This is a genomic window from Promicromonospora sp. NPDC050262 (assembly GCF_040655935.1).
Lineage (GTDB): Bacteria > Actinomycetota > Actinomycetes > Actinomycetales > Cellulomonadaceae > Promicromonospora.
In genome coordinates, this window is record NZ_JBFAKX010000021.1 from 42,462 (window position 1) to 67,227 (window position 24,766).

At 73.3% G+C, this 24,766-nt stretch carries 19 protein-coding genes; 8 read left to right on the forward strand and 11 right to left on the reverse strand.

Annotated features, from left to right (window positions below; genetic code table 11):
• The first annotated feature begins 26 nt into the window (after positions 1–26).
• Both AB0I29_RS23815 and AB0I29_RS23820 read left to right on the forward strand, forming a co-directional pair.
• On the forward strand, positions 27–2,555 hold the full coding sequence (locus AB0I29_RS23815; RefSeq protein ID WP_357486381.1) for a glycoside hydrolase family 2 TIM barrel-domain containing protein: 2,529 nt from the start codon (positions 27–29) through the stop codon (positions 2,553–2,555).
• A 102-nt stretch (positions 2,556–2,657) separates the two neighbouring features.
• The gene (locus AB0I29_RS23820) at positions 2,658–4,826 is read left to right on the forward strand and encodes an alpha-galactosidase (protein ID WP_357486383.1); all 2,169 of its coding nucleotides are present in this window, start codon (positions 2,658–2,660) and stop codon (positions 4,824–4,826) included.
• Between the two features lie 73 nt (positions 4,827–4,899).
• Here AB0I29_RS23820 and AB0I29_RS23825 read toward each other — a convergent pair whose 3' ends face one another.
• Positions 4,900–5,568, reverse strand: coding sequence for a hypothetical protein (locus AB0I29_RS23825; RefSeq protein ID WP_357486385.1), 669 nt, complete (start codon positions 5,566–5,568; stop codon positions 4,900–4,902).
• Positions 5,569–5,702: 134 nt separating this feature from the next.
• Positions 5,703–6,653, reverse strand: a complete 951-nt coding sequence (locus AB0I29_RS23830) for a LysR family substrate-binding domain-containing protein (protein ID WP_357486387.1) — start codon at positions 6,651–6,653, stop codon at positions 5,703–5,705.
• Between the two features lie 155 nt (positions 6,654–6,808).
• Between AB0I29_RS23830 and AB0I29_RS23835 the strand changes: the two genes are divergently transcribed.
• From AB0I29_RS23835 to AB0I29_RS23845, 3 genes are all read left to right on the forward strand, one after another.
• Complete coding sequence (locus AB0I29_RS23835) at positions 6,809–7,210, forward strand: DUF5997 family protein (protein ID WP_285105820.1); 402 nt, start codon at positions 6,809–6,811, stop codon at positions 7,208–7,210.
• The gene (locus AB0I29_RS23840; protein ID WP_357486391.1) at positions 7,207–8,574 is read left to right on the forward strand and encodes a methyltransferase; all 1,368 of its coding nucleotides are present in this window, start codon (positions 7,207–7,209) and stop codon (positions 8,572–8,574) included. The genes AB0I29_RS23835 and AB0I29_RS23840 overlap by 4 nt, the downstream gene beginning before the upstream one ends.
• 84 nt (positions 8,575–8,658) lie before the next feature.
• Positions 8,659–10,671, forward strand: coding sequence for an adenylyl cyclase (locus tag AB0I29_RS23845; protein WP_357486393.1), 2,013 nt, complete (start codon positions 8,659–8,661; stop codon positions 10,669–10,671).
• Positions 10,672–10,762: 91 nt separating this feature from the next.
• Here AB0I29_RS23845 and AB0I29_RS23850 read toward each other — a convergent pair whose 3' ends face one another.
• Both AB0I29_RS23850 and AB0I29_RS23855 read right to left on the reverse strand, forming a co-directional pair.
• Positions 10,763–11,164, reverse strand: coding sequence for an FKBP-type peptidyl-prolyl cis-trans isomerase (locus tag AB0I29_RS23850; RefSeq protein WP_285105817.1), 402 nt, complete (start codon positions 11,162–11,164; stop codon positions 10,763–10,765).
• 58 nt (positions 11,165–11,222) lie between these two features.
• A complete protein-coding gene (locus AB0I29_RS23855) occupies positions 11,223–12,134 on the reverse strand; it encodes a LysR family transcriptional regulator (protein ID WP_285105816.1) in 912 nt (303 codons plus the stop codon).
• An 82-nt stretch (positions 12,135–12,216) separates the two neighbouring features.
• Here AB0I29_RS23855 and AB0I29_RS23860 point away from each other — a divergent pair, with 82 nt between their 5' ends.
• On the forward strand, positions 12,217–13,221 hold the full coding sequence (locus tag AB0I29_RS23860; protein WP_357486396.1) for a DMT family transporter: 1,005 nt from the start codon (positions 12,217–12,219) through the stop codon (positions 13,219–13,221).
• A gap of 112 nt (positions 13,222–13,333) precedes the next feature.
• Positions 13,334–14,350 (forward strand): LacI family DNA-binding transcriptional regulator, encoded by a 1,017-nt coding sequence (locus AB0I29_RS23865; protein ID WP_357486398.1) that lies wholly within the window; start codon positions 13,334–13,336, stop codon positions 14,348–14,350.
• Between the two features lie 272 nt (positions 14,351–14,622).
• Here AB0I29_RS23865 and AB0I29_RS23870 read toward each other — a convergent pair whose 3' ends face one another.
• From AB0I29_RS23870 to AB0I29_RS23900, 7 genes are all read right to left on the reverse strand, one after another.
• On the reverse strand, positions 14,623–16,731 hold the full coding sequence (locus tag AB0I29_RS23870; protein WP_357486400.1) for a family 10 glycosylhydrolase: 2,109 nt from the start codon (positions 16,729–16,731) through the stop codon (positions 14,623–14,625).
• Positions 16,728–17,561 (reverse strand): carbohydrate ABC transporter permease, encoded by an 834-nt coding sequence (locus AB0I29_RS23875; RefSeq protein ID WP_285105812.1) that lies wholly within the window; start codon positions 17,559–17,561, stop codon positions 16,728–16,730. Before AB0I29_RS23875 ends, AB0I29_RS23870 begins: the two co-directional genes overlap by 4 nt.
• Positions 17,561–18,538, reverse strand: coding sequence for a sugar ABC transporter permease (locus tag AB0I29_RS23880; RefSeq protein WP_357486436.1), 978 nt, complete (start codon positions 18,536–18,538; stop codon positions 17,561–17,563). The genes AB0I29_RS23875 and AB0I29_RS23880 overlap by 1 nt, the downstream gene beginning before the upstream one ends.
• Entirely contained in the window at positions 18,538–19,824 is a 1,287-nt protein-coding gene (locus tag AB0I29_RS23885) for an ABC transporter substrate-binding protein (protein ID WP_357486402.1), read from the reverse strand. The genes AB0I29_RS23880 and AB0I29_RS23885 overlap by 1 nt, the downstream gene beginning before the upstream one ends.
• 65 nt (positions 19,825–19,889) lie before the next feature.
• The gene (locus tag AB0I29_RS23890) at positions 19,890–20,858 is read right to left on the reverse strand and encodes a D-2-hydroxyacid dehydrogenase (protein ID WP_357486404.1); all 969 of its coding nucleotides are present in this window, start codon (positions 20,856–20,858) and stop codon (positions 19,890–19,892) included.
• Positions 20,855–22,954: an alpha-amylase family protein gene (locus AB0I29_RS23895; RefSeq protein ID WP_357486406.1), complete on the reverse strand. Its 2,100-nt coding sequence runs from the start codon at positions 22,952–22,954 to the stop codon at positions 20,855–20,857. The genes AB0I29_RS23890 and AB0I29_RS23895 overlap by 4 nt, the downstream gene beginning before the upstream one ends.
• On the reverse strand, positions 22,951–23,835 hold the full coding sequence (locus AB0I29_RS23900) for an NAD(P)-binding domain-containing protein (RefSeq protein WP_357486408.1): 885 nt from the start codon (positions 23,833–23,835) through the stop codon (positions 22,951–22,953). The genes AB0I29_RS23895 and AB0I29_RS23900 overlap by 4 nt, the downstream gene beginning before the upstream one ends.
• Positions 23,836–23,964: 129 nt before the next feature.
• Between AB0I29_RS23900 and AB0I29_RS23905 the strand changes: the two genes are divergently transcribed.
• Positions 23,965–24,753: a TIM barrel protein gene (locus AB0I29_RS23905; protein ID WP_357486410.1), complete on the forward strand. Its 789-nt coding sequence runs from the start codon at positions 23,965–23,967 to the stop codon at positions 24,751–24,753.
• Positions 24,754–24,766: the final 13 nt, after the last annotated feature.

Genomic DNA, 24,766 nt, shown 5'->3' on the forward strand with positions numbered 1-24,766 from the left:
CGCACGCTCTGGGAGGACGAGGATCGATGAAGATCAGCCGCGACCTGACCGAATGGACCCTGACCGCGACGGGCGGCCCCGTCCCGGCGGACCTCGCCGGGGTCCCCGTCCCGGCGACGGTCCCGGGCACGAGCCACACCGCCCTGCTGGAGCAGGGGCTCATCCCCGACCCGTACCTCGGCACCAACGAGACCTCGCTCGCCTGGATGCAGCGCGCCACCTGGCGGTACGCGACCGTCCTGGACGAGCCGCCCGCCGCGGACGACGAGCGGGTCGACCTGCTCTTCGAGGGCATCGACACGGTGGCCGGCGTGGCCGTCGACACGGACGTCGAGCACGCCGCCGTCGGCCAGGGCCGTACGGAGCTGGGCCGCACCGCGAACATGCACCGCTCCTACCGGTACGACGTGCGCGGGCTCGTCGGCACGCCGGCCAACCTGGTGGTCGACCTCGACTCAGCGCTCGAGACGGCAGAGGCCGAGGTGGAGCGCCTCGGCGCGCGACCCTCGGCCAACACCCATCCGTTCAACATGGTGCGCAAGATGGCCTGCTCCTTCGGCTGGGACTGGGGCCCGGACCTGCAGACGGCCGGCCTGTGGAAGCCCGTGCGGGTCGAGCGCTGGCGCGTGGCCCGGGTCGCGCGCGTGACGCCGCTTGCCACCGTGGCCGACGACGGCAGCGGGCTGGTCGACGTGCATGTCGAGATCGAGACGTCCGGCCTGGCCGACACCCCGCAGCTGACCGTCGACGTGTCCGTCGGGGACCGCGGAACGACCACCGGCATCCCGGCGGGCTGGTCCGGCGGCGTCCTGGACGTCCGCGTGGAGGCGGGCGACGTCGACCTGTGGTGGCCCGCCGGCCACGGCGACCAGCCGCTGTACCCGATCGAGGTGGCCGTCTACGCGGGCGACGGCGAGGACCGCTCCAACCCGCTGGACACGTGGTCGGGCCGGGTCGCGTTCCGCACCGTCGAGGTGGACCGCGAGCGCGACGAGCACGGCACGGGCTTCACGTTCCTGATCAACGGCAAGCGGATCTTCGCGCGCGGGGCCAACTGGATCCCCGACGACCACCTGCTGACACGCATCACGCGCGAGCGCCTGGAGCAGCGCGTCGACCAGGCGCTCGGCGCGAACCTCAACCTGCTGCGGGTGTGGGGCGGCGGCATCTACGAGTCGGACGACTTCTACGACGTCTGCGACGAGAAGGGCGTCATGGTCTGGCAGGACATCCTGCTGGCCTGCGCCGCCTACCCCGAGGAAGATCCCCACTGGGGCGAGTTCGAGGCCGAGCTGCGGGAGAACGCCGCCCGGCTGGCGCCGCACCCGTCGCTGGTGCTGTGGAACGGCGGCAACGAGAACATCTGGGGCCACGAGGACTGGGGGTGGAAGGAGCGGCTGGGCGACCTGACCTGGGGCGCCCGCTACTACTACGAGCTCTTCCCGAAGGTGCTGGCCGAGGTCGACCCGACCCGCCCCTACTCGGACGGCTCGCCCTACTCCCCCGGCTTCACGCCCGAGCAGGTGCACCCCAACGACCCGGACCACGGCACGCACCACCAGTGGGACGTGTGGAACCGCGTGGACTACACCCACTACCGCGACGACGTACCGCGGTTCGCGTCGGAGTTCGGCTTCCAGGGCCCGGCCACCTGGGCGACCCTCCAGCGGGCGATCCTTCCTGACAGCGCTGCCGTTCCGGAGGGCTTCAAGGAGTCCGAGGCCTTCCTGCTGCACCAGAAGGCGATCGACGGCAACGGCAAGCTCGACCGCGGCCTGGCCCCGCACCTGGACGTCCCCGACGACTTCGTCGACTGGCACTGGGCCACGCAGCTCAACCAGGCGCGTGCGGTGCGGTACGCCGTGGAGCACTACCGGTCGTGGTGGCCGCGCACCGCGGGCGCGATCGTGTGGCAGCTCAACGACTGCTGGCCCGTGACCTCCTGGGCGGCCGTGGACGGCGACGGCCGGCGCAAGCCGCTCTGGTACGCGCTGCGGCAGGCGTTCGCCGACCGTGTGGTCACGGTGCAGCCCCGCGGGGACGAGCTGGTCGCGGCGCTGGTCAACGATACCGACGAGCCGTGGGCCGGGCAGGTGGCGGCGGCCCGGACCACGCTGGGCGGCGAGGTGCTGGCGACGTCGGACCGCGAGGTGGTGGTGCCGCCGCGCTCGGTGTTCCTGGTCCCCCTGGCGGGCGACCTGGTCGCCGTGGCCGACGCCGCGCACGAGGTGCTGGTCGTGACCCTCGGCGCGGAGCGCGGGCTGCACCGCTGGGCCGAGGGCAAGGACCTGGCACTCGACCCCGCACCTCTGGAGACCGCGGTGACGGCCCAGGACGGCGGCTACCGCGTCGAGGTGACGGCGACGTCGCTGGCGCTGGGCGTGTCCGTGCTGGCCGACCGGCTCGACCCGGACGCCGAGGTGGACGAGCAGGTGGTCGACCTCCCGGAGGGTGCGACGGCCGTGTTCCACGTGACGACGAGCCGTGACCTCGATCCGGCGGCACTGGTCTCCCGGCCGGTGCTCCGCACCGAGAACGACCTCGTGGCGCGCTAGGCACGTCATCCGCGGCACATCACCCGTACGAGCAGGACGAAACCCGATCCCATGTCAGTGACCGCGCGTACGGTGTGGTTCAGGGGGCGAGAGGACAGCACGATGCACAGGTTCGACGAGGTCTCCAGCTGGTCGGTGCTGCGCCGCGACGGTGTCGCCGTGGTCGTGGCCCACCCCGAGCGCGGGCTGCCGCTCGTGCTCCACTGGGGGTCCGACCTGGGCGACCTGTCGCCCGCCGACCTGCAGGGGCTCGACTCGGCGACCAGCCGGCAGACCGCGCCCGGCACGCTCGACGCCGCGTGGCGGCCCTCCTTGCTGCCGCAGGAGTCGGACGGCTGGGCGGGCCGCCCCGGCCTGCTCGTGGCGGCGGGCGGCGTCTCGCTGTTCCCGCGCTGGACCGTCACCGAGGCGGAGCGGGACACCGCGGACCTGCTGGTCACGGCACACGACCCGGACCTGGGGCTGACGCTGCGGTCGCACCTGGAGATCGGCTCGGGCGGGCTGGTCCTGCTGTGGCACGAGCTGACGAACGAGGGACACGACCCCGTGGACGTGCACTGGCTGGAGGCCACGCTGCCCGTGCCGCGGTCCGCGGACCACCTGACCCAGTTCACCGGCCGCTGGTCCCGCGAGAAGTCGCCCGTCACCACGCCGATGCCGGGCGGCAGCACGGCCCGGCAGACCCGCCGGGGCCGGTCGGGTCACGACGCGCCCTGGGTGACGGTGGCGTCGTCGGGCACCCCGCGCCACCGCACCGGCGAGGCATGGGCCACCCACCTGGGGTGGAGCGCCGACGTGACGCACCGCGTGGACCACCTCACCGAGCACGCCACGCTGCTCGGGGCGGGCGAGCTCGTGCGCCCGGGCGAGGTCCGGCTGGCGCCCGGCGAGGCGTACCGCACGCCGGTCGCGTACTTCGCCTGGTCTCCGCGGGGCCTGGACGGCGTCCAGGACCGGTTCCACACGTGGATGCGGGCGCGTCCGCAGCACGTGACGAGCCCACGGCCGCTGGTGCTGAACACCTGGGAGGCCGTGTACTTCGACCACTCCCCGGCCAAGCTGGAGCGGCTCGCGCGGCGCGCCGCCGCGGTGGGCGTGGAGCGCTTCGTGCTCGACGACGGCTGGTTCCACTCCCGGCGCGACGACACCACCGGGCTGGGCGACTGGGTGGTCGACCACGACGTCTGGCCCGACGGCCTGGGCCCGCTCGCGGGCCTGGTCCACGAGCTGGGCATGGAGTTCGGGCTGTGGTTCGAGCCCGAGATGGTCAACCTCGACTCCGACCTGGCGCGCGCCCACCCGGAGTGGATCCTCTCGAACACGGCGGCCGTCCCGTCGCCGGACGGGCTGTCGTTCCGCACGCAGTACGTGCTGGACCTCGCCGTCCCCGAGGCCTGGGAGCACGTGCGCGGCCAGATCTCGGCCCTGGTCACGGAGCTGGGCATCGACTTCATCAAGTGGGACCACAACCGCGACCTCACGGAGCCCGTCCACGTCGGGGCCGACGGCGTGGGGCGGCCGGGCACCCACGTGCAGACCCTCGCCGCGTACGCGCTGATCGCGCGGCTCAAGGCGGACCACCCGGGGCTGGAGATCGAGTCGTGCTCCTCGGGCGGCGCGCGCACCGACCTGGGGATCCTGGAGGTCACCGACCGCGTGTGGGCCTCCGACTCCAACGACCCGGTGGAGCGCCAGGACATCCAGCGGTGGACGTCGCTCGTGCTGCCGCCCGAGCTGATCGGCGCGCACGTCGGGCCGTCGCCGGCGCACTCGTCGGGACGCACCACCGACCTCTCGTACCGGGTGGCCACCGCGCTCCAGGGCCACGCCGGGTTCGAGTGGGACCTGCTGGCCTGCACGGACGACGAGCTGATCGCGGTCACGGCGTACGCGGCGCTCTACAAGGAGCTCCGCTCGCTCGTGCACACCGGAACGGTCGTGCACGGCGACACGGTGGACCCCGCGCTGCGGGTCACGGGCTTCGTCTCCCCCGACCGGGCGGCGGGCGTGTGGACGGTGGCGACCGTGGCGTCGCTCCAGGACGCGCTGACCGAGCGGGTGCGGCTCGACGGGCTCGACCCGGACCGTCGCTACAGCGTGCGGGTGCGCGACGAGGTGGGGTCCGCCAAGTGGATGGGCGGCATCACGCCCGGCTGGCTCGGCAAGGAGGCGATGGACGTGCCCGGCTCCGTGCTGACCGAGGTCGGGCTGCAGCTCCCCACGCTGTGGCCGATGCAGGCGCTGATCATCCAGGTGACGGCGGTCGGCTGACGCGAGACAGGGCGGGTCGGGACCGGTGCTCCGGTCCCGACCCGCCCTGCTGCCGTAGGGGTGTACGGACTGCTCAGCTGCCGAGCGCGCCCCTGCGCCGCAGCACGAGCAGGGTCACGCCACCGCCGACGAGCGCGAGCGCGATCAGCGTGAAGCCGACGACGGTGCTGGCACCGGTCGCGGCGAGCACGTCGGGCTCCTCGGCGGAGGGGGACGTCGTGGCGTCGGCACCCGCAGCGGGGGCCGACTCCTCGGCCGGCGCGTTGCCCTCCTCGGGCTCCCCGGCCTCGGGCTCCTCGACGGCGGGCGTCGACGGCTCGGCGCCGGTGTCCTCGGTGGGCTCCTCGCCCGGCACCGTCGGCTCCTCGCTCGGCACGCTCGGCTCCGGCGTCGGCTCGGCCTTGACCGTGATCAGCGTGTAGTGGCTGATCGCCTTGCCGGACGAGTGCGAGATCGTCACCTCGGCCGCGGGCGGGTCGACGACCACGTCCTCCGGACCCAGGCCCTGGTTGGCCGAGCCGGCCTTCACGCAGTACCCGGTGATGAGGTAGCCGTCGGGCGCGGTGACGACCAGGGTGGTGTGCTCACCGCTGACGTCCACCTTGCCGTCCTTCGGGCAGGTGGCCGAGCCGGTGGTCGCGACAGGAGCGCCGGCGACGGGCGCGGCGAACGCGGCGGTCGAGGGGACCAGAAGTCCCGCGACGAGGAGCGCGGATGCTCCCAGGACAGTCATCTTGCGCACTGCGCGCTCCTTCGAGACGGGGATCGGACGGGTGCCCGACGCAGGGCACGTTCCCCGGAGCGTAGCGACAATGGTGCAGATCGCCAATATCCGTTTATCTCAGTAAAATCCCTTACAAGGACTTTTCTTACGCCCTACCGGCCTTTGCCTTTTTTCTTTCCTTGCGGCGCGGAGCGCCCACCCTTGCCGCGCTGGACGCCCCCGCGACCTCCGGCAGCGGCCGCACCCCGCCCCGCACCAGACCTCTTCTTGGCCCCGGACACGCTCTTCGAAGAATTCTTCACCCCGGTCCGCGCGGATTTCGCTGTCGGCGCATCGGCAGACGCCCCGTCCTGTCCCTTGCGCGACGACGGCCCGCCACGGCCGCGCGAGCTGTTGACCGTGCGCCCCCGGACGATCCCGATGAGCTCCTCGACGAGGTCCGTGGTGCGGTCGACCGGCCAGACCAGGCCCACCGGCGCCGTCGGGCCGTCGGAGAGCGGGCGGTAGGTCACGTCCTTGCGGCGGTGCAGCCGCGCCAGCGACATCGGCAGCACCGCCACCCCGACGTTCGCGGCGACGGTCGCGACGACGTCGGCGGTGGTCGGGACCCGCTCCAGCGGGTTGCCGTCCGGATCCGCCGGCACCGTGCCCGGGACGGGGCGGCCGCCGGTGAACAGGACGTCGTCGCCAGGCACCCAGACGGGGTCCTGCGCGAGGTCCGTGGCGGACACCGTCTCGTCGTCGGCGAGGGCGGCGAGCAGGTGGTCCCGGGAGAAGAGGACCACCGACGTCTCCTCGTAGAGCGGGATCGCGGAGAACACGTCCTTGTCCACCGGGAGGCGGCCGATCGCGGCGTCCACGTCGCCCGTCTCCAGCGCAGCCACGACCGCGGCGGCCTCGACCTGGACCAGCTCCAGGCGCACGTCGGGCAGCCGCTCGTGCCACACGCTCGCCCACTTGCCCGGCGTCGCGCCCGGCACGTAGGCGAGGCGGAAGCGGGGCTGGTCGGCGTCGGTGGAGTCGGCGTCGGCGGTCGCGTCGGGGGTCTCGTCAGGGACCTCCCCGGGAGGGACGGATCCGACGTCGGGCACGGGCTGGTTCACGCCCCCAGGCTACGGGGCCGGGGTCGATCCGGCGGCGGCGTTGCGGGCCGCGCACGAGCACCCGGGGCGAGCGGCGGGACAAGCAGCCACCACGAGCGGCGAGGATCACGCCCGCCATGGAGAGCGCGGGGGGCGCACGCCGATACCCTGGGAACATGAGTTCCTCCTTCGCCTCGCAGCGGTTCAAGCCGTCCAACGCCGCCAAGCGACTCGGCGTCTACCTGCCTGCCACGCCGCAGGAGTTCCAGGACACCCCGATCTCGCGCGCGGAGCTCGAGGAGCTGGAGACCAACCCGCCCGAGTGGCTGGCGGAGCTGCGCCGTAACGGCCCGCACCCGCGGCCGGTCGTGGCCGGCCGCCTCGGCATCTCGATCGCGGGCCTGGCCCGCGGCGGCATCACCGACCCGCTGACCACCGAGCAGATCGACGAGCTGCGCGACAACCCGCCGGAGTGGCTGGCCCAGGAGCGCCAGACCGCCGCCCAGGTGCGGGCCGAGGAGGAGCGCGTCGAGGAGGCCCGCAAGGCGGCCGAGAAGAAGGCCCGCTCCGCCCGGTGAACCCCGAGGTGGAGGCCGTCCTCGCGCGGCTGCAGCCGTATCCCGAGGACGGGTCGCGGGCCGACGGCCCGGTCGCGGCCGACGCGACCGACCGGCTCCTGCTCGACGAGGCCGCCGCGCTCGTCCAGGAGCACCCCGACGGCGTGGTGGTGCTCGGCGACCGGTTCGGGGCGCTGACCCTGGGCGCGCTGGCGAGCGGCGCCCACCAGGTCCGCACCCAGATGGACGCGGTCACGGCCGAGGCGGCCCTGTCCGCCAACTCCAGGCGGGTGAGCAAGGTCCTGTGGGACGGGCATGCCCGGACCGCCGCGAGCGCCCCCGCTCCGCACGAACCCGCCGGGCTGGGGTTCACCCAGTACGACCGGCTCGAACCCCGGCTCCTCGAGGGCGCCCGCCTCGTGCTGCTCCAGCTCCCGACGTCGCTCGCGGAGCTGACCGAGATCGCCGAGCACGTGGCCCGGTACGCCGACCCCGCCGTCACGCTGCTCGCGGGCGGCCGGGTCAAGCACATGACGCACGCGATGAACGACGTGCTCGGCGCGTCGTTCGCGCAGGTCGGCGCATCGCTCGCCCGGCAGAAGTCGCGGCTGCTGATCGCCCGGGAGCCGCGGGCCGGCGTCGGGCCGCTCACCTACCCCGTCACGGCGCGGCTGACCGACCGGGAGATCCTGGACGCGATCGTCCCGCCCGGTACCGCCCCAGGAAGCGCAGGTCCGGACGAGCCCGCGGGCCTCACCGTCGTCGCGCACGGCGCCGCGTTCGCCGGAGCCACCCTGGACCACGGCACACGCTTCCTCCTGGCCCAGGCGCACCGCTGGCCCCACCTGTCAGACCTCCAGGTCACCCCGGCGACCTCGACGTCGGACCCGTCCGACACCCCGATCCCCGGCATGGACGCCCACCCGGTCGCCGTCGACCTCGGGTGCGGCACCGGTATCCTCGCCGCCGTCCTCGGCCTCCGGTACCCCACCGCGCACGTGCTCGCGTCGGACCGGAGCCGGGCCGCCTGCGACTCGGCCGCCGCGACGCTCGCCGCGAACGGCGTCGGGGGCCGGGTCGTGCGGGACGACGCCGGGGCCCTGCTCCCGATCCCCGACGGCTCGGCCGACCTGGTGCTGCTCAACCCGCCCTTCCACGACCGCGCCGCGCTGAGCACCGACGCGGCGCACCGGATGTTCGCCACGGCGGGCCGCGTGCTGCGCGACGGCGGCGAGCTGTGGACCGTCTTCAACACGGGTCTGCACTACCGCCGCGCGCTGGAGCGCGCCGTCGGGCCCACCGAGCACGTGGCCCAGGACCGGCGGTTCAGCGTGACCCGGAGCGTGCGGAAACTACTTACCGACATGTCAGTGACCGGCGGTTAGCCTGGCTGGGCGCTCGCCCGGGCGCACCCGCACGGCAGCACGCCCGGCCTGGGCCGGCCTGCCCCGAGCACGAAGGAACTGTCGATGAGGACACTTCGCACCACCCTGCGCGGCGCCGCCGTCGCGGCGGTCGCAGCATCGCTCGCCGCGGGAGCCGCGGTCACGGCGCTACCTGCCGCCGCCGCGCCGACCGCCGTCGGCGAGGGCAGGACCATGGCAAAGGCCTCCGCGACGAAGCAGGCCGGACCGGCCGCACACAAGCCGGCCAGGCACAAGCCGACGAAGCCGAAGACGCCCAAGCCGAAGAAGGCTGCCGCCGACCCCGACTTCGGCCCCAACGTCACGTTCATCGACGAGACCTGGACCGTCGACCGGATCAACGCGTTCCTCGACACGGTGAACGACGAGGCGGAGTTCAGCCAGGACCGGCACCAGGTCTTCTTCGAGCCCGGCACCTACGGGAGCGCCGCGGGCCAGGACGACCCGGCCACGGCCACCGGCATCGTCAACGCCCACGTGGGCTACTACGAGTCGATCGCGGGCCTCGGCGGGCAGCCGGGCGACGTGCTGATCAACGGCGCCCTGCACGTCGAGCCCGTCGTCGGCTGCCCGAACAGCCCGTGGGCGTGCGGCGACCCCGGCTCCCTGACCCGGTTCTGGCGGTCCATGTCCAACCTGGCGTTCAACCCGATCCAGCGCCCCGTGGGCGACGACGCCGCGCTGCCGTACCCGGCGGGCGTGGCCGAACCGCACCAGATGCGCTGGGCCGTGTCGCAGGCGGCGCCGATGCGCCGCGTCGACATCCGCGGCAACCTGACGGTCTTCGGCCGCTACGGCGAGTTCGCCTCAGGCGGCTACCTGGCCAACTCCCGCGTGTCCGGCACGATCGCCACCGGCTCCCAGCAGCAGTGGTTCACCCGCAACACCGAGGTGGGCGGCTGGGACGGCGGCGTCTGGAACATGGTGTTCTCCGGGGTGCGGGGCGCCCCGGCCACCGACTTCGGACAGACGCTGTCCGGCGGTGCCAAGGGCGTGAAGACCACGCTCGACAGCACGCCGGTGAGCCGTGAGGCGCCGTTCCTCTACCGGGGCACCGACGGCGAGCTCAAGGTCTTCGTGCCCAACGCCACGACGAACAGCCAGGGCGTGGACTGGGGCACGGACGCGGCGTCGGGCCGCTCGATCCCGATCGGCGACGTCTACGTGGCCCGCTCGGACACCGACACGGCCGCCACCATCAACGCGGCCGTCTCGTCGGGCAAGCACCTGCTGCTCACGCCCGGGGTCTACGACCTCGACGCCCCCCTCCGGATCGACCGGGCCCGCACCGTCGTGCTCGGCCTCGGCTACGCGTCGCTCACCCCGACGTCGGGCAACGCGGCCGTGGAGATCGGCGACGTCCCGGGGGTCGTCGTCGCGGGGATCACCGTGGACGCGAACGTGCCGGAGTCGGAGACGCTCGTGCGCGTCGGCACGCCGGGCGGCGGGGGCGGCGACGCCGCCGACCCGACGACGCTCAGCGACGTGTTCATCCGCGTGGGCGGGCCGTGGGCCGGCAAGGCGGTCACGTCGGTCGAGGTGAACAGCGACCACACCCTGCTCGACCACATCTGGGCCTGGCGCGGGGACCACGGCCAGGGCATCGGCTGGGACACCAACACGGGTGCGCACGGCGTGGTGGTCAACGGTGACGACGTCACCGCGACCGGCCTGTTCGTGGAGCACTACCAGGAGAACCAGACGGTCTGGAACGGCGAGCGCGGCCGTACGGTCTTCTACCAGAGCGAGATCCCGTACGACCCGCCGTCGCAGGCGGCGTTCATGGACGGCAGCCGGCTGGGCTACGCGTCCTACCGGGTCGCCGACGGCGTCACCACGCACGACGCGGTGGGCCTGGGCGTGTACTCGTTCTTCAACCAGGGCGTGGACATCCGCGTCCAGTCCGGGATCCAGGTGCCGGACGCCGCGGGCGTGCGGCTGAGGTCCATGACGAGCGTGTTCCTCAACGGCTCCGGCGGTATCAACCGCGTCGTCAACGACACGGGCGAGCCGGCGGTCGGCAGCTTCGCCAGCCCGCAGGTGGTCAGCTACCCCTGACCCACCCGCAGAACGACCGAGTGCGGGGTATCCGCGGTCTGACCGGCGTCAGTCCCGCAGGTACCCCGCACTCAGCGGTCTTCAGGTCAGGTCACTTGACGTCGACGACGTCCACCACGAAGACCAGGGTGTCACCGCCGCCGATGCCGGCCTGCGGCACGCCGCGCGAACCGTAGCCGTGCTCCGGCGGGATCGAGAGCAGCAGGCGCGAGCCGACGTTCTGGCCGACCATGCCCTTGTCCCAGCCACCGATGACGGCGCCGACGCCGATCGGGAAGTCGATCGTGGTGCCGCGGTCGTAGGAGTTGTCGAAGACGTGGCCGCCCCAGGTCTGGCCCAGGTAGTTCACCACGATGGTGCGCCCGGACTCGACGACCGGGCCGCTGCCCTCGGAGAGCACCTGCACCTGCAGGCCGGCGGGTGCGCCACCCTCGGGGAAGGTCAGCTCCGGCTTGTCACCGAAGGACCCGGAGGCGGTAGGAAGCGTGGTCACGAGGATTGCCTCTCGCTCGGGATGACGCCGGTCGCCCGGCGTCGGGTACCTGCCCACCCTATGCGGCGACCACCGCTGCCCGCGAAGCGACGGCGGCCTGGCGCAGGGCCTCCAGCGCGGCGATCGCGGGCGGCGTGTGCGCGACGGCGTCCTGCAGCACCGCGTAGATCGAGCGCACCGGGGCGGGCCGCACCACGGGCACGGCCACGGTGCCGGCCGGGAGCTGGACGGCGCCGAGCTCGGGCAGCACGGTCATGCCGATCCCGGCCTCGACGAACGCGACGGCCGTCGGGTAGTCGTGCGCCTCGACGTGGAACGTGGGGCTGAACCCGGCGGCCGTGCACGCCTCCAGCAGGTTGCGGCGGCACCAGCCGCGCGCGAAGTCGTTGTCGACCCACGACTCGTCCGCCAGCTCGGCGAGCTCGATCTCGTCCTGGTCGGCGAGCCGGTGGTTGCGCGGCAGCACGGCGACGTACGGGTCGTCGAGCAGGTGGTGCGCGGTGAACCCGCTGCCGGCGTCGAACCCCGTCTGGGCGACGGCCACCTGGAGGTCGGCCCGGTCCTCGGTCTTGTCCGGGATGTGCTCGGCGAGCTCCAGGTCCAGGCGGACGCCGGGAAAGTCCCTGGTGATCACCCGGACGACGTCGGGCAGCCAGGCCGAGCCCACGGACGCGAAGTAGGCGATCGAGAGCGAGCCGGTACGGCCGGCACGCAAGTCGGCGACCATGGACTCGGCCTCGCCGAGCCGTTCCAGCACGCCGTCGGCCTGGGCGGCCAGGGCCCGCCCGGCGGCGGTGGGCCGGATGCCCCGGCCGTGCCGGGCCAGCAGCTTGAGGCCGGTCTCGCGCTGGAGCGCGGAGACGTGCTGGCTGACGGCCGACGGTGTGTAGCCGAGGTTCGCCGCCGCGGCGCCGATGGATCCGGACGCGACGACGGAGCGGAAGACGCGGAGGCGGTGGACGTCGAGCATGCGCTCCACTGTACAGCCAGACTGAATCCAGATGTAGGAACAGTCGCTGGTGCTTCACAGTGGTTCGGACGAGGATCGCACCATGACCAACGCCACGGCCGATAGCCGCCAGACGCCGCCGCTCGCGCCGGGCAGTGTTGCGGGCATGACCCCGACCGCCACGACCCCGGCCGCCCCGCCCGCCGCCTCCACGCCCGCACCGGGCGCGAGCGCGCCGCCGGCCACGCACCGCCTCCTGGTCCCGGCCGCCGCCGCGGTCACCGTGGTGCTGTGGGGCTCGGCGTTCATCGGAATCCGGTCCGCGGGCTTCGACTACTCGCCGGGCGCCCTCGCCCTGGGCCGCATCCTCGTGGGCACCCTCGCGCTCACCGTGATCGCCGCCCTGGCCGGCAAGCTGCGGCTGCCCCGGGGCCGGGCCCTGGTGGGGGTCGCCGTCTGGGGCGTGCTCTGGTTCGGGCTCTACAACCTCGCGCTCAACGCGGCGGAGCGCACCCTCGACGCCGGCACAGCCTCGCTCCTGGTCGGCCTCGCGCCCATCCTCATCGCGGTGTTCGCCGGCATCTCGCTGGGCGAGGGCTTCCCCGCACGGCTCCTGGTGGGCATCGGCATCGCGTTCACGGGCGTCGCCGGCATCGCGCTGGCCACCTCGAGCGGGGCGTCCGACGTCGTCAGCGTGCTCCTCGGGCTGGTCGCCGCCGTCGTCTACGCCGGGAGCACCATCCTGCAGAAGCGGCTGCTGCCCCAGGTCGACTCGCTGACCATGACCTGGCTGGGCTGCCTGGCCGGGACGATCGCCTGCCTGCCGTTCGCGCCCGTGCTCCTGCACGAGCTCGCCGCAGCCCCGGCGTCGGCCACCCTGAGCGTGGTGTACCTGGGCGTCTTCCCCACCGCGATCGCGTTCGTCACCTGGGGCTTCGCCCTCACCCGGACGACGGCGGGCCGGCTCGGCGCCGCGACCTACGCCGCTGCGCCCCTGGCGGTCCTGATGTCCTGGGCGCTGCTCGGCGAGGTTCCGACGCCGGTCGCGCTGATCGGCGGCGGCCTGTGCCTGGCGGGCGTCCTGGTGGCCACGCTCAGGCTCCGCTGAACAGGCTCCGCCGAACCGCTTGGTTTACCGATTGACCACATAGGATGGCGCTCGAGATGAGCGCCCCATGACAACACCCAGGACAACGCCCCGATCGCGGGGAAGCGGCCGTGTGACCATCAGCGACGTGGCCGCGCTGGCGGGCGTCTCGCCGGGGGCCGTCTCCAAGGTCTTCAACGGGAACGGCCGCATCTCGGAGGCGACGTCGGAGCGGATCCGCGAGGCCGCCCGCAAGCTCAACTGGCGCCCCAACGCCGCCGCCATCGCGCTGCGCACGGCACGCTCGCAGGCGATCGGGCTGGTGCTGACGAGCGACAGCAAGGTGCCGGGCGTCGGCGCCGGGAACATGGACTTCATCTCCGGCATCGAGTCGGTGCTCAGCCCGCGGGAGTACGGGCTGCTGCTGAACGTCTTCATCACCGGCCAGCACGACGAGGACCACTTCTACCGCACGCTCGCCGAGCGCCAGCGGATGGACGGGATCATCCTCACCAACTCCCGGGTCAGCGACACCCGGCCCGAGCTCATGTCCCGGCTCGGCCTCCCCGCGGTGCTCGTCGGGGCCCCGTGGCAGCCCGGCGCCATCGAGTACGTCGACGCCGACCCGCCGAGCGCCGGCATCGCGGAGACCGTGGACCACCTCGTGTCCCTGGGCCACGAGCGCGTCGCGTTCATCAGCGGGCCCCGGCACTTCGTGCTGCCGGAGCTCCGCCGCGAGGCCTTCGTCCAGCGCCTGGCGGACCACGGGCTGCGACCGCACGCCGTGGTCCCGGTCGAGTACTCGCCGGCGCGCGCGGCGGAGGAGACCTCGGCCCTGCTGGCCGGCCCGGTTCGGCCGACGGCGATCCTGTACGGCACCGACACCATGGCGATCGCCGGGATGCGGACGATCCAGGCGGCGGGCCTCCGGGTGCCCGACGACATCTCCGTGGTGGGCTTCGAGGGCCTCACGCTCGGCGAGTGGGTGGACCCGCCGCTGACGACGGTCCAGCGGTTCGCGTTTCAGCGCGGCCGCGCGGCCGCGGCCAAGCTGCTGACCCTGCTGGGCGAGACCGTCGAGGAGCCCGTGCCGCTGGAGCGCCCGGCTCTGATCGTCCGCGGCTCGACCGGACGGGCACCCGGGCAGTAACACCATCGGCGGACGCCGTAGGGCCGCCTGAGGGGAGGCGAGCAGGTGAGCACACCTCCGGCAAGGGTGGCCGGCACAGCCGCATTTCGTTCGGCCTGGGCACGGCCGATTCACTCAGGCTGGACAATCCGGCCCAGGTGAATCAGCCGTGCTTCAGCCGAACGAAATTCAGCCCAGCCGGCACCCTCCGGACGTGCGAGTGGTCCTCCGCGCACCTTCTCACCCGAGAGGGCGCCGCCTCCGGCCGGTCGGCCGCGCGACCACTGCCGCCGTCACCAGGTCAGGTGGACCGCGGCGAGCTCCCGGACCGGCGGCAGCGACACCTCGATCCGTCCGGCGGACGCGGTCACGTCCGCCCGCTCCCAGACCTCCCCGACCAGCACCTCCACCCGGAGCCCGGCGCCCGGTCCGTCGTCGGCCGGCTCCTGCGGCACGGGCGAACCGGCCAGTGCGCCGACCCGGTCGAGGTCGAACACGGCCCGCACGCCCTCGATCGGCGAGACCGCCCGGCGCTGCCCGCGCATCATCATCGGGTCGGTCAGGTTGGCGGCCAGCACGGTGAACGATCGGTCGCCGGCCCAGGTGGCGACGTCGAGCACGCCCGGGCCGCGCACCTCGGCGGCCCGGCCCCCGTCCAGCCCGCGGCGCACGAGGTTGTCCAGCAGCGTCAGGTGGTCGGCCTGGAGCGCCTGCCAGTACAGCTCGGTGACGTTGAAGCCGACGACGTCGGCCCGGCCCGCGCCGACGGCGCCGCCGAGGACCGCCGGGTCCGTCGCTGCCGACCTCGGGTAGACCTCCTCCATCGGCAGGTCCGGGTGGTCCGGCACGAAGCGCCACGAGACGTCGACACCGCTCGCGCCGTCCGGCACGCCGAACCGGACCAGCCGGGTACCGCCCACGACCCTGCGGGCGTCGCCGAAGCCGTCCTGGAGCGCGCCGCCCGGCTCGCGCTGCACGTAGTTGTTGCGCACGACCCCACCGCGCCGCTCGACGACGTCGACCCCCAGCAGGTCCCGGACCAGCGGCCCCCGGCCCGGGACGTCCGGCCCCCCGCCGGTGAGCAGCAGCGCGCCGCCGCCCTCGGCGAACGCCCGCAGGGCGTCCGCCGCCGCGGCGTCGAGCACGGGTACCTCGGGCACGACCACGAGCCGGACGCCGGGGCGCGACAGTGTCGACAGCGACCCCGGCCCCACGTACTCGAACGGGACGCCCAGCTCGACCAGCACCTGGTAGACGCCGGACGCCGCGGCCCGCACCCGCTCGGACGCCGCGCGCTCGTCCGCGTCCCACACGAGCACCTCCGCGACGGGTCGCGCGCCGGCGAGCCCGCCGGCCACCGCCCGGTGCAGCCCGAACGCCCGCTCCACCGCGGGGATCCAGCGCGGGTCGTGGATCTTGGCGGCGAACTTGGTGAACCAGGGGAAGGCGCCGTGCACGAACCCGTCGACGATCCACCCCGTGGTCTCGACCGCCGCGTTGACCGAGTCCTTCCACCGGAAGTCGTGGGACTCCGGCCCCACCGAGGTGATGAGCCCGACCGGCTTGCCGGGATGCAGCGCGCGCACCCGCTTGGCGTCCCGGCCCGCCGCCCAGAGCGCCTCGCCGTCGCCCCGGGCCTGGTGGTCCACCAGCAGGAACGGCACGGCCCGCGCGACCCGGGGCTCCAGGTCGGCGGCGGTGAACGAGCCGAGGTTCGGCACGAACCGCACGGCCGGCGCCACCTCCTGCACGGCCCGGTCCCAGTGCGCCACGAGGTCGCTGAGCCGCGAGCGCCGCCAGGCGCGGTAGGTCGCCCACGCCTCGCCCCCGGCGGGATCGGCCGTGGTCGGCAGCGAGCGCCCTGTCGCCGCCCGGAAGTCCGCCGTCGCCGTCTCGGTGTAGCCGGGCCCGTGCCCCTGCCACCGGTTCGCGAACAGCGCGTCGACGTCGTAGTCGCGCGCGATCTCGCGCAGCACCTCCGTGGTCAGCTCCCAGCTGTACCCGCCGAACGCGTCGGTGAGGTAGATGCCGGGCATCGCCCAGTGCTCCTGGAGCTCGCCGTCCTCGGTCCGCGCGATCCAGTCCGGCCGCTGCTCGACGACGTCGCGGTGCACGGCGTGCGGGTCCACGCGGGCCATCACGGCCATCCCCCGCGAGCGGGCGAGGTCGACCACCTCGCCGAGCAGGTCGCGGTCGCCCAGGTGCACGCTGCGGTGGTGCAGCGGCACCTTGGTCGGGTAGTACGCGACGTAGCCGCCCGCGCTGATGCAGACCGCCGTGGACGCGGTGCGTTCCATGACGTCGGCCCACTCGTCGAGGTCGAAGTCCAGCGGGTCGTTCTCCACGAAGGTGAGCTGGGTCCAGCGGTGGGTGCCGTCCAGTCCTGCGCGCGCAGCAGTCATTTGATTCCCGTCGTCGCGATGCCCTTGATGATGTAGCGCTGAGCGAAGACGAAGAACAGGACGATCGGCACCAGGGACAGCAGCGACATGGCGAACATCGTGCCGATGCCGCTCTGCGTCTCGGTGTCGACCAGCGACTTCAGCGCCACCGGGACCGTGTACAGCTCGGTCCGGGTCAGGTACAGCAGCGGGCCGAAGTAGTCGTTCCACGTCCAGATGAAGGTGAAGATGGTGGTGGTGATGAGCGCCGGCTGCATCAGCGGCAGGATCACCGACCAGAAGATGCGGAACGGCCCGGCGCCGTCGATCATCGCGGCCTGGTCGAGCTCCCGCGGCAGGGACCGGATGAACTGCACCATCAGAAAGATGAACACCGCGTCCGTGGCCAGGAACTTGGGCAGCAGCAACGGGATGTAGGTGTTGATCCACCCCAGCTCCGCGAACAGGATGTACTGCGGGATCACGAGCACGTGGAACGGCAGCATGATCGTCATCAGGGTGAGCGCGAGGTAGACCTTGCTCATCCTGAAGTTGAGCCGGGCCAGTGCGTAGGCCGTGAGCGAGCACGAGAACAGGTTGCCGATCACGGAGCCGACGCCGATCAGCAGCGAGTTGCCCAGGAACAGGCTGAACGGGGAGCCGAGCGCGTCCCAGCCGTCGGCGTAGTTCTCCAGCGTGATCTCGGCGGGGAACAGCCCGGTCTGGGAGAGGATGAGGTTGCTCGGCTTGAACGAGCTCACGAGCATCCACAGCAGCGGATAGATCATGAGCAGCACGAACACGACGAGCACCACGTGCCGCACGGCGCGGCTGAGGGAAGAAGCAGCCATCATTCGTCTCCGTAGTAGACCCAGCGCCGCGACACGATGAAGTTCGCGGCGGTGGCGGCGGCGATGACCAGGAGCAGCACCCACGCCATCGCGGACGCGTACCCCATGTCGAAGTTCACGAAGCCGCGCTGGTAGATGTAGAGGGTGTAGAAGAGGGTCGAGTCCAGGGGCCCGCCGCTGCCGCCGCTGACCACGTGCGCCTGCGTGAAGGCCTGGAAGGCGCTGATCATCTGCAGCACGAGGTTCAGGAAGATGATCGGCGTGAGCAGCGGGATGGTGATCGACCAGAACCGCCGCACGCGGCCGGCGCCGTCGATCATCGAGGCCTCGTACAGCTCCTCGGGGATCTGCCGCAGCCCCGCCAGGAAGATCACCATCGGCGAGCCGAACGTCCAGACGTTGAGCACCACCAGGGTGGACAGCGCCAGCGACGGGTCCTGCAGCCACGAGCCCAGCTCCAGGCCGAACCAGCCCAGGACGTGGTTGACCAGGCCGTTCTCGCCGAAGATCTGCCGCCACAGGATCGCGATGGCCACGCTGCCGCCGAGCAGGGAGGGCAGGTAGAAGGCGCTGCGGTAGAGCGACAGGCCGCGCAGCCCCTTGTCGAGCACGACCGCCAGGAACAGCGCGAACCCGAGCTGCAGCGGCACCGAGACGAGCACGTAGACGAGCGTCACGCGGACCGCGGCCCAGAACCGTTCGTCCCCCGCCATCCGCACGAAGTTGTCGAGCCCGATGAACTGCGGCGGGCTCAGCAGGTCGTAGTCGGTGAACGCGAGCACGGCCGAGGCGATCAGCGGGCCGGCGGTGACGGCGACCATCCCGATCATCCACGGCAGCAGGAAGACGTGGGCCACCAGGCCCTGGCCCCGGGTACCGCCCGACGGCTTGGCCCTGCCCCGCGGCGGCTTCACTCCGGCCGCGGCGAGCGCTCCCCGCACCCGGCGCCCGGTGTCCTTCGACGACGTCAGGGTCATCATGCGCCCGCGATCTCGCCCTCGACGGCCTCGACGAAGGCCGCCGCGGCGTCGGGCACGCTCTTCTGGCCGAGCGTCACCTCCTCGAGCTCGCGGATCATGAGGTCACGCCAGCTGCCCGACCCGGCGGGCGCCTCGTACCGCGGACGCTGCTCCGTGCCGGCGATCTCGCGGGTGATGGCGATGACCTTCTGCTCGTCGGGCGTGGCGTCGGGCTCGTACGCGTCGAGCAGGTCCGCGTTGGGCGGCGCCCCGGCCGACAGGCCGACCAGGCTCAGCAGCTCGGGCGAGTTGAGGTTGAAGCTCATCAGCGCGGCGGCCGCCTCGACCCGGTCGTCCGGCACGCCCGAGTACATGGCGAACCGGCTGTAGTAGGTGAAGTGGTAGCCCGCCGCGGCGTCCTCGGCGGCCGGCACGTCGCGCTGGTCGAACACGTGGTCGGGGAACGCCTGGGCGTCGTCGACGATGTGGTTGGAGTTCGCGAAGGTGAGCAGCACCTTGTCGCCCACCTGGGCCCAGGACGGCTCGATGCCGTCCTGCTCGCTCACGCTCGTCGTCGCGCCCGCGAGCCGCAGCTTCTCCCACCAGTCGATCCAGGCGGCGACGCCGTCCACGCTCGCCCCGAGCCGGCCGTCCTCGGTCCACAGGTCCTCGCCGCGCTGGCGCAGGAACGACTCGAACGGCATGTCGTGGTACGGCCCGTAGGTGGTGCCCTTGCGGCCGCCGGCGTTGTTCTTCGAGTAGTCGACCAGCAGCTCGGCCAGGCCGTCCCAGGAGAGCTGGTCGGGCAGCGACACCCCGTCCTCCTCCTGGAACGTCGTGTTCCAGCGCACCACGGGGCTGAAGATCGACTTGGGCAGCGTGTTGAGCTCGCCGCCGAGCCGGAAGGTCTCGACCTGCTCCGCGCCGAACGCGCCGAGGTCCAGGCCCCCGATGCCGTCGAGGTCGCGGTACAGCCCCGCGTCGCGGTAGGTCAGGACGGCGGGTGACGGGATCCAGAAGACGTCGGGCACGTCGCGCGCCGCCATCTGTGTGGTCATGCGCTCCTGGTAGGCGTCGTAGTCGCCGAACTCCGGGGCGACCTTGATCTCGGGGTGCTCCGCGGTGAACGCGTCGAGCGCCGCCAGGTAGGCGCGCTGCCGGTCGGAGCCGCCCCACCAGGCGAAGCGGATCGAGCCGTCCCCTCCGGAGCCGGACGGGGAGCAGCCGGCGAGGGCGAGCGCGGCGACCGAGAGCGCGCCCATCCCCGTCCAGGTGAGGAACGACCGGCGAGTGAGGTCTGACATGGTGTCCTTCTTTCAGTACGTCGTTGTACGAGGTGGTACGGAGTGCGTGCGCGCGGGGCGCGGTGTCAGGGCAGGCGCCCGACGTCGACGACGTTGCGCAGCGGCCGCCGCGCGAGCCATCGGTCCAGGTTGTCGAGGAAGATCGCCGTGCCGCGGTCCGCGGTGGCGGCCGTCGTGGCCCCGTTGTGCGGGGTGACGATGGTGCGGGGCAGGTCCCACAGGGGTGAGTCCGGGGGCAACGGCTCGGTGGCGTGAGCGTCCAGGCCTGCCCCGGCGACCACACCGTCGCGGACGGCGGCGACCAGGTCGGCCTCGCGCACGATCCCGCCGCGCGAGACCACCACGAGGTGCCCCTCCGGGCCCAGCGCACGCAGGGTCCGCAGCCCGATCGCCCCGGCCGTCTGGTCGGTGAGCGGCGCGGCCACGACCAGGAAGTCGCTGACGGCGGCCAGCTCGTCCACCGCGTCCGGGGGCAGCATGCGGTCCACCGGGTCGCCGGGCTCCGCGGGCCGACGACGGAGCGCCACCACGCGCATGCCGAACGCCCGCGCCCGCACCGCGAGCTCGCGCCCGACGTTGCCGTAGCCGTAGATGCCCACGGTCCGTCCGGCGAGCTCGCCGTGCGTGAACCGCTCCCAGCGGTGCCCCCGCTGAGCGTCGCCCCAACGCAGGGCCTGCCGGCTCAGCATCAGCATGAGCATGAGCGCGTGCTCGGCCAGGGGGACCGCCCCGTTCCCGGCCGACGACGTCACGGTCACCTCTGCCGGCGCGCCCGGCCTCGCGGAAGGTCCCGTCGCGCGACGCCGCAGCGCCGGCCCGACGTCGGACTCCACGCCCGCCGCCCAGGAGTGCACCCAGGCCAGGAGCGGCATGGCCGCGACCTCGTCGTCCGTGAGGCGGCCCGCCGCGACCGTCGCCGCGCGCAGCGCACCGGCGTCGTCCGCGGTGGCGACGACGAGCCCGGGGTGGGCGGCGCGGACCTGGTCCACGACCCGTTCGCCCTGACCGCCCCGGACGATCACCACGTCGGTCATGAGAGCCCCCCGTCGGCCGCCCGGCCGCCGTCCTCGATCACGACCACCTCGAGCTCGGCCACGTCGGCGATCCGGACCAGCAGGTCCTCGCCGTCGTCCAGCACGGACGCGGCGCCCGCCAGGGTGCGCGCCGCGCGCCCGGCAAGCCCCGCCGCGCGCACCGTGACGTGGTGCACCGGGACCGCCGGGCCGTACCCGTTGCCGCGCTGGCCGGAGTGGTTGAGCAGGTGCACCACGAGCCCCGCCGCCGAGCGTCCGACGACGACCTCGACCTGCTCCGGGGCCTCGACCGTGACCGGCAGGCGCCCCTCGGGCCGGTCCAGGAGGCGCTCGACCACGAGGTCCACCGCCACGTCCCGGATCCGGGTCAGCCGGGTGTCCAGGTAGGCGGTGCCGGCGACCCAGGACAGCTGGACCACCGTGCCGGCGCCGTGCCGACGCTCCCCGGCCACGTGCTCGGTACCGGGCACGTGCCCGTACGCCTTCTCCGGCGGCCCGTAGGGAGCGCTCTCGATCAGCAGATACCTGCCGACGACGTCGGACCGCCACGCGAGCCGGTGGTGCCGGCCGTGCCGAGGGACCAGCACGGCGCCCTCGACCTCGTCGGCGGCCCGGCCCCCGGCCTCCCGGGCGGCGCCGTCGAGCCGCACGTAGCTCGACTTCAGCGCGTCCCGGTCGACGACCACCTCGACCTGCCGCTCCCCGGGGAACCAGTCGACCACCGACCCGTCGGCGCCGATCCCGCTCCGGCCGGTCGCCACGAGGGAGCCACCGCCGCGGACGAACCGGTCGAGCGCCGCGACGACGCCCGGCGGCAGAGAGGGCAGGTCGGGCAGCACGAGCACCCGGAACCGCGCGTCCACGTCCTGCGTCTCCAGTGCCCCCACGGGCACCACGTCGAACGGAACGTGCCGCTCGACGAGGCCGGTGAGCAGGCCGCGGTGCTCGGCCGTGCCGGTGCCGTGGCGGCCGTCGTCGTCCAGGGGGTCGGGGCGCACCAGGCCCACCTCGGCCGCTGGCGCCAGCCCCGTGTACTCGCGCCGGTGGTCGCGGTGGAACCGCGTGACCGCGGCCGCGGAGTCCAGCCCGCCGTAGGCGATGCCGCCGGTGGGGCCCATGATGTAGGTCGACGGGTTGGCGCCGCGCGAGATCGCCTGCGCGAGGTACTGGCCGAGCATCTCGGGCTGCTCGTCGGCGAGCCGGTACGGCATGTCCCAGAACGCGACGGCGTTGACCAGGACCGGCTTGCCGGGCCGGGACGAGCGCAGCGCGCTGACCGCCTCGCCGGTGGCGTACGGCCACAGCGTGCGGCCGATCGCGTTGTTCGCCTCGTGGAACAGCACGTCCGCGGCCGTGCCGAGGATCAGCCCGGCGTCGGGGCGGCGCGCGGCGATGTGGGCCCGCACCCGCGCCGTCAGCGCCTCGATGGTGGCGGTGGCGTAGCCGCGCCAGCGCCGGTAACCGTCGTCGCCCGCGCGGTCCGGCAGCCGGTCGAGCCCGGTGTGCTCCCGGAACCCCACGACGCACGCCGCGCAGTGGCAGACGCCGTGCACCCGGCCGGCGTAGTCCCGCTCGTTGAAGCCGAACCAGTTGAAGAAGAAGCCGTCCACGGCGTAGCGGTCGAGGACCTCGTCGAGGACGTCGAAGATCCGCTCCTGGTAGTACCCGGCGCTGGGGCAGACGCTGACCAGCCCCTCGAAGACCTGCCGCTCGCCCGACGGCGAGACGTAGAGCCAGTCCGGGTGCGCGTCGGCGATCGCGGGGGCCACCTTGGAGAAGTCCATCCGGGCCAGCAGCCGGACGCCCCGGCGCCGGGCGGCCGCCAGCGCGTCCCCGACGAGGTCGCCCCCGGGGCGCCCGGCCAGGTGCGGGTTGCGGGTCTGGAAGTCGAGCCCGGTCGGGTAGTGCGAGAGGATGCCGCCCACGTTGAGCAGCCAGACGTTCGCGCCGTGCCGCTCGACGTCGTCCAGCGTGCGCTCGACGTCGAGTCCCGCGTCGATCTCGCGGAGGTTGGTCTGGAACACCTGGAACGGCTCGTCCCACCAGCCGGGGCGGACCTGTTCGCCGGTGCCGGGCTGCTGCGTGGTCAGGCTCATCGCGCCTCCGTCCCGTTGAGCTCGCGGGCCAGCGCCACCAGCGCCGAGTGGTCGCGGCCGCCGTCCCCGCGCTGCACCAGCGACTGGACGAGCCGGCCGACCAGGGCGGTCACCGGGAGCACCGCCCCGCGGGCGCGCGCGGCACCCTCGACGATGCCGAGGTCCTTGTGGTGCAGCTCCAGGCGGAAGCCCGGCGTGTAGTCCCCGGCCAGCACGCCGCCCGCCTTGCGGTCGATGACGGTGCTGCCGCCGAGCCCGCGCGCGATGACGGAGAGCCCCGTGGCGACGTCGGCGTCGTGCGCCTCCAGGAAGACCACGGCCTCGGCGAGCGCCTGAAGGTGGGCGGCGACCACGAGCTGGTTGGCGGCCTTGACCACCTGTCCCCCGCCCGCCTCGCCCACGCGCACGACGGTGGTGCCCATCGCGCCGAGCAGGCCGCGCCACCGCTCGGCCACGTCGGCCGGCCCGCCGACCATGATCGAGAGCGTGCCCTCGCGGGCCCCGGCCTCGCCGCCGGAGACGGGGGCGTCGAGCGCGTCGTGTCCCGCCTCCGTGAACCGTGCCGCGATCTCGCGCGCGGCCCCGGGCTCGATGGTGCTCAGGTCGATGTAGGCGCCCGACGGCGCGAGGTGCTCCAGCACGCCGTCCGGCCCGAGCGCGACGGCGCGGACGTCGGGGGTGTCGGGGAGCATCGTGAGCACGACGTCGGCGCCCCGGACCGCCTCGGCCACGCTCGCCACGACCGGTACCCCGAGCTCGGCGGCACTCGCCCGGCCGGCCGCTCCCCGGCTGAACGCCCGCACCTCGTGCCCGGCGCGGACGAGGTTGGCCGCCATCGGCCGCCCCATGACGCCCAGCCCGACAAAGCCCACGACTGCCATATGACCGAACTCCCTCGTTCGATGATCTATCGATTGATCACTGCGATCCTGCTTGCGCATCGACCCTGGCCTGAGGAAGGGTATTTCGATATACCTGTCGTGGTCAATGCCCGAAGATCGGAGAGCTCGATGCCCAGGTTCGCCGCCAACGTCTCCCTCCTGTTCAGCGAGGTGCCGCTGCCGGAACGGTTCGCCCGCGCCCGGGCCGCCGGGTTCGAGGCGGTGGAGTGCTGGTGGCCGTTCGAGACGCCGGAGCCCTCCGCCGCCCAGGTCGGCGCGTTCGTCCGGGCGCTGGACGACGCGGAGGTGCGGCTGACGGGGATCAACCTGTTCGCCGGGGACATGCCGGGCGGGGAGCGCGGCATCGTGTCGCACCCCGACCGAGCCGATGAGCTTGCGGCGAACCTCGCCGTGGTCCGCACGATCGTCGAGGCGACCGGCTGTGCGTGCGTCAACGCGCTGTACGGGCAGCGCCTGCCGGGCGTCCCGGGCGAGGCCCAGGACGAGGTCGCGACACGCAACCTGCGCCGCGCGGTCGACGCGCTCGGCGAGGTCGGCGCGACCGTGCTGGTCGAGCCCCTGACGCGCGGCGAGAACGGGGACTACCCCGTGCGGACCCTGGACGACGCGCTGGCCGTGGTCGACCGCGTGGGCGACGGCGCCGCCGTCCTCTTCGACGCCTACCACCTGCACAACAACGGCGCGGACGTGGTGGTGGACATCGGTCGCGTGGCCGGCGCCGTCGGCCACGTGCAGGTCGCCGACTCCCCCGGCCGCGGCGAGCCGGGGACGGGGACGATCGACTTCGAGGCCTTCTTCCGCGCGCTCGACGCGACGGGCTACACCGGCTGGGTCGGCTGCGAGTACCGCCCCACGACGGAAACGGAGCAGACCCTCGCCTGGCTCCCCACCCCCTAGACCGTTGAGTGCT

What these genes read in the sequence shown, in the direction of transcription:
- AB0I29_RS23905 (WP_357486410.1), top strand. Translation starts at nt 23,965, where the DNA reads ATGCCCAGGTTCGCCGCCAACGTCTCCCTCCTGTTCAGCGAGGTGCCG.
- AB0I29_RS23895 (WP_357486406.1), bottom strand. Translation starts at nt 22,954, where the DNA reads ATGAGCCTGACCACGCAGCAGCCCGGCACCGGCGAACAGGTCCGCCCC.
- AB0I29_RS23845 (WP_357486393.1), top strand. Translation starts at nt 8,659, where the DNA reads ATGAGGACACTTCGCACCACCCTGCGCGGCGCCGCCGTCGCGGCGGTC.
- AB0I29_RS23835 (WP_285105820.1), top strand. Translation starts at nt 6,809, where the DNA reads ATGAGTTCCTCCTTCGCCTCGCAGCGGTTCAAGCCGTCCAACGCCGCC.
- AB0I29_RS23870 (WP_357486400.1), bottom strand. Translation starts at nt 16,731, where the DNA reads ATGACTGCTGCGCGCGCAGGACTGGACGGCACCCACCGCTGGACCCAG.
- AB0I29_RS23880 (WP_357486436.1), bottom strand. Translation starts at nt 18,538, where the DNA reads ATGACCCTGACGTCGTCGAAGGACACCGGGCGCCGGGTGCGGGGAGCG.
- AB0I29_RS23875 (WP_285105812.1), bottom strand. Translation starts at nt 17,561, where the DNA reads ATGGCTGCTTCTTCCCTCAGCCGCGCCGTGCGGCACGTGGTGCTCGTC.
- AB0I29_RS23855 (WP_285105816.1), bottom strand. Translation starts at nt 12,134, where the DNA reads ATGCTCGACGTCCACCGCCTCCGCGTCTTCCGCTCCGTCGTCGCGTCC.
- AB0I29_RS23885 (WP_357486402.1), bottom strand. Translation starts at nt 19,824, where the DNA reads ATGTCAGACCTCACTCGCCGGTCGTTCCTCACCTGGACGGGGATGGGC.
- AB0I29_RS23820 (WP_357486383.1), top strand. Translation starts at nt 2,658, where the DNA reads ATGCACAGGTTCGACGAGGTCTCCAGCTGGTCGGTGCTGCGCCGCGAC.
- AB0I29_RS23890 (WP_357486404.1), bottom strand. Translation starts at nt 20,858, where the DNA reads ATGACCGACGTGGTGATCGTCCGGGGCGGTCAGGGCGAACGGGTCGTG.
- AB0I29_RS23815 (WP_357486381.1), top strand. Translation starts at nt 27, where the DNA reads ATGAAGATCAGCCGCGACCTGACCGAATGGACCCTGACCGCGACGGGC.
- AB0I29_RS23860 (WP_357486396.1), top strand. Translation starts at nt 12,217, where the DNA reads ATGACCAACGCCACGGCCGATAGCCGCCAGACGCCGCCGCTCGCGCCG.
- AB0I29_RS23900 (WP_357486408.1), bottom strand. Translation starts at nt 23,835, where the DNA reads ATGGCAGTCGTGGGCTTTGTCGGGCTGGGCGTCATGGGGCGGCCGATG.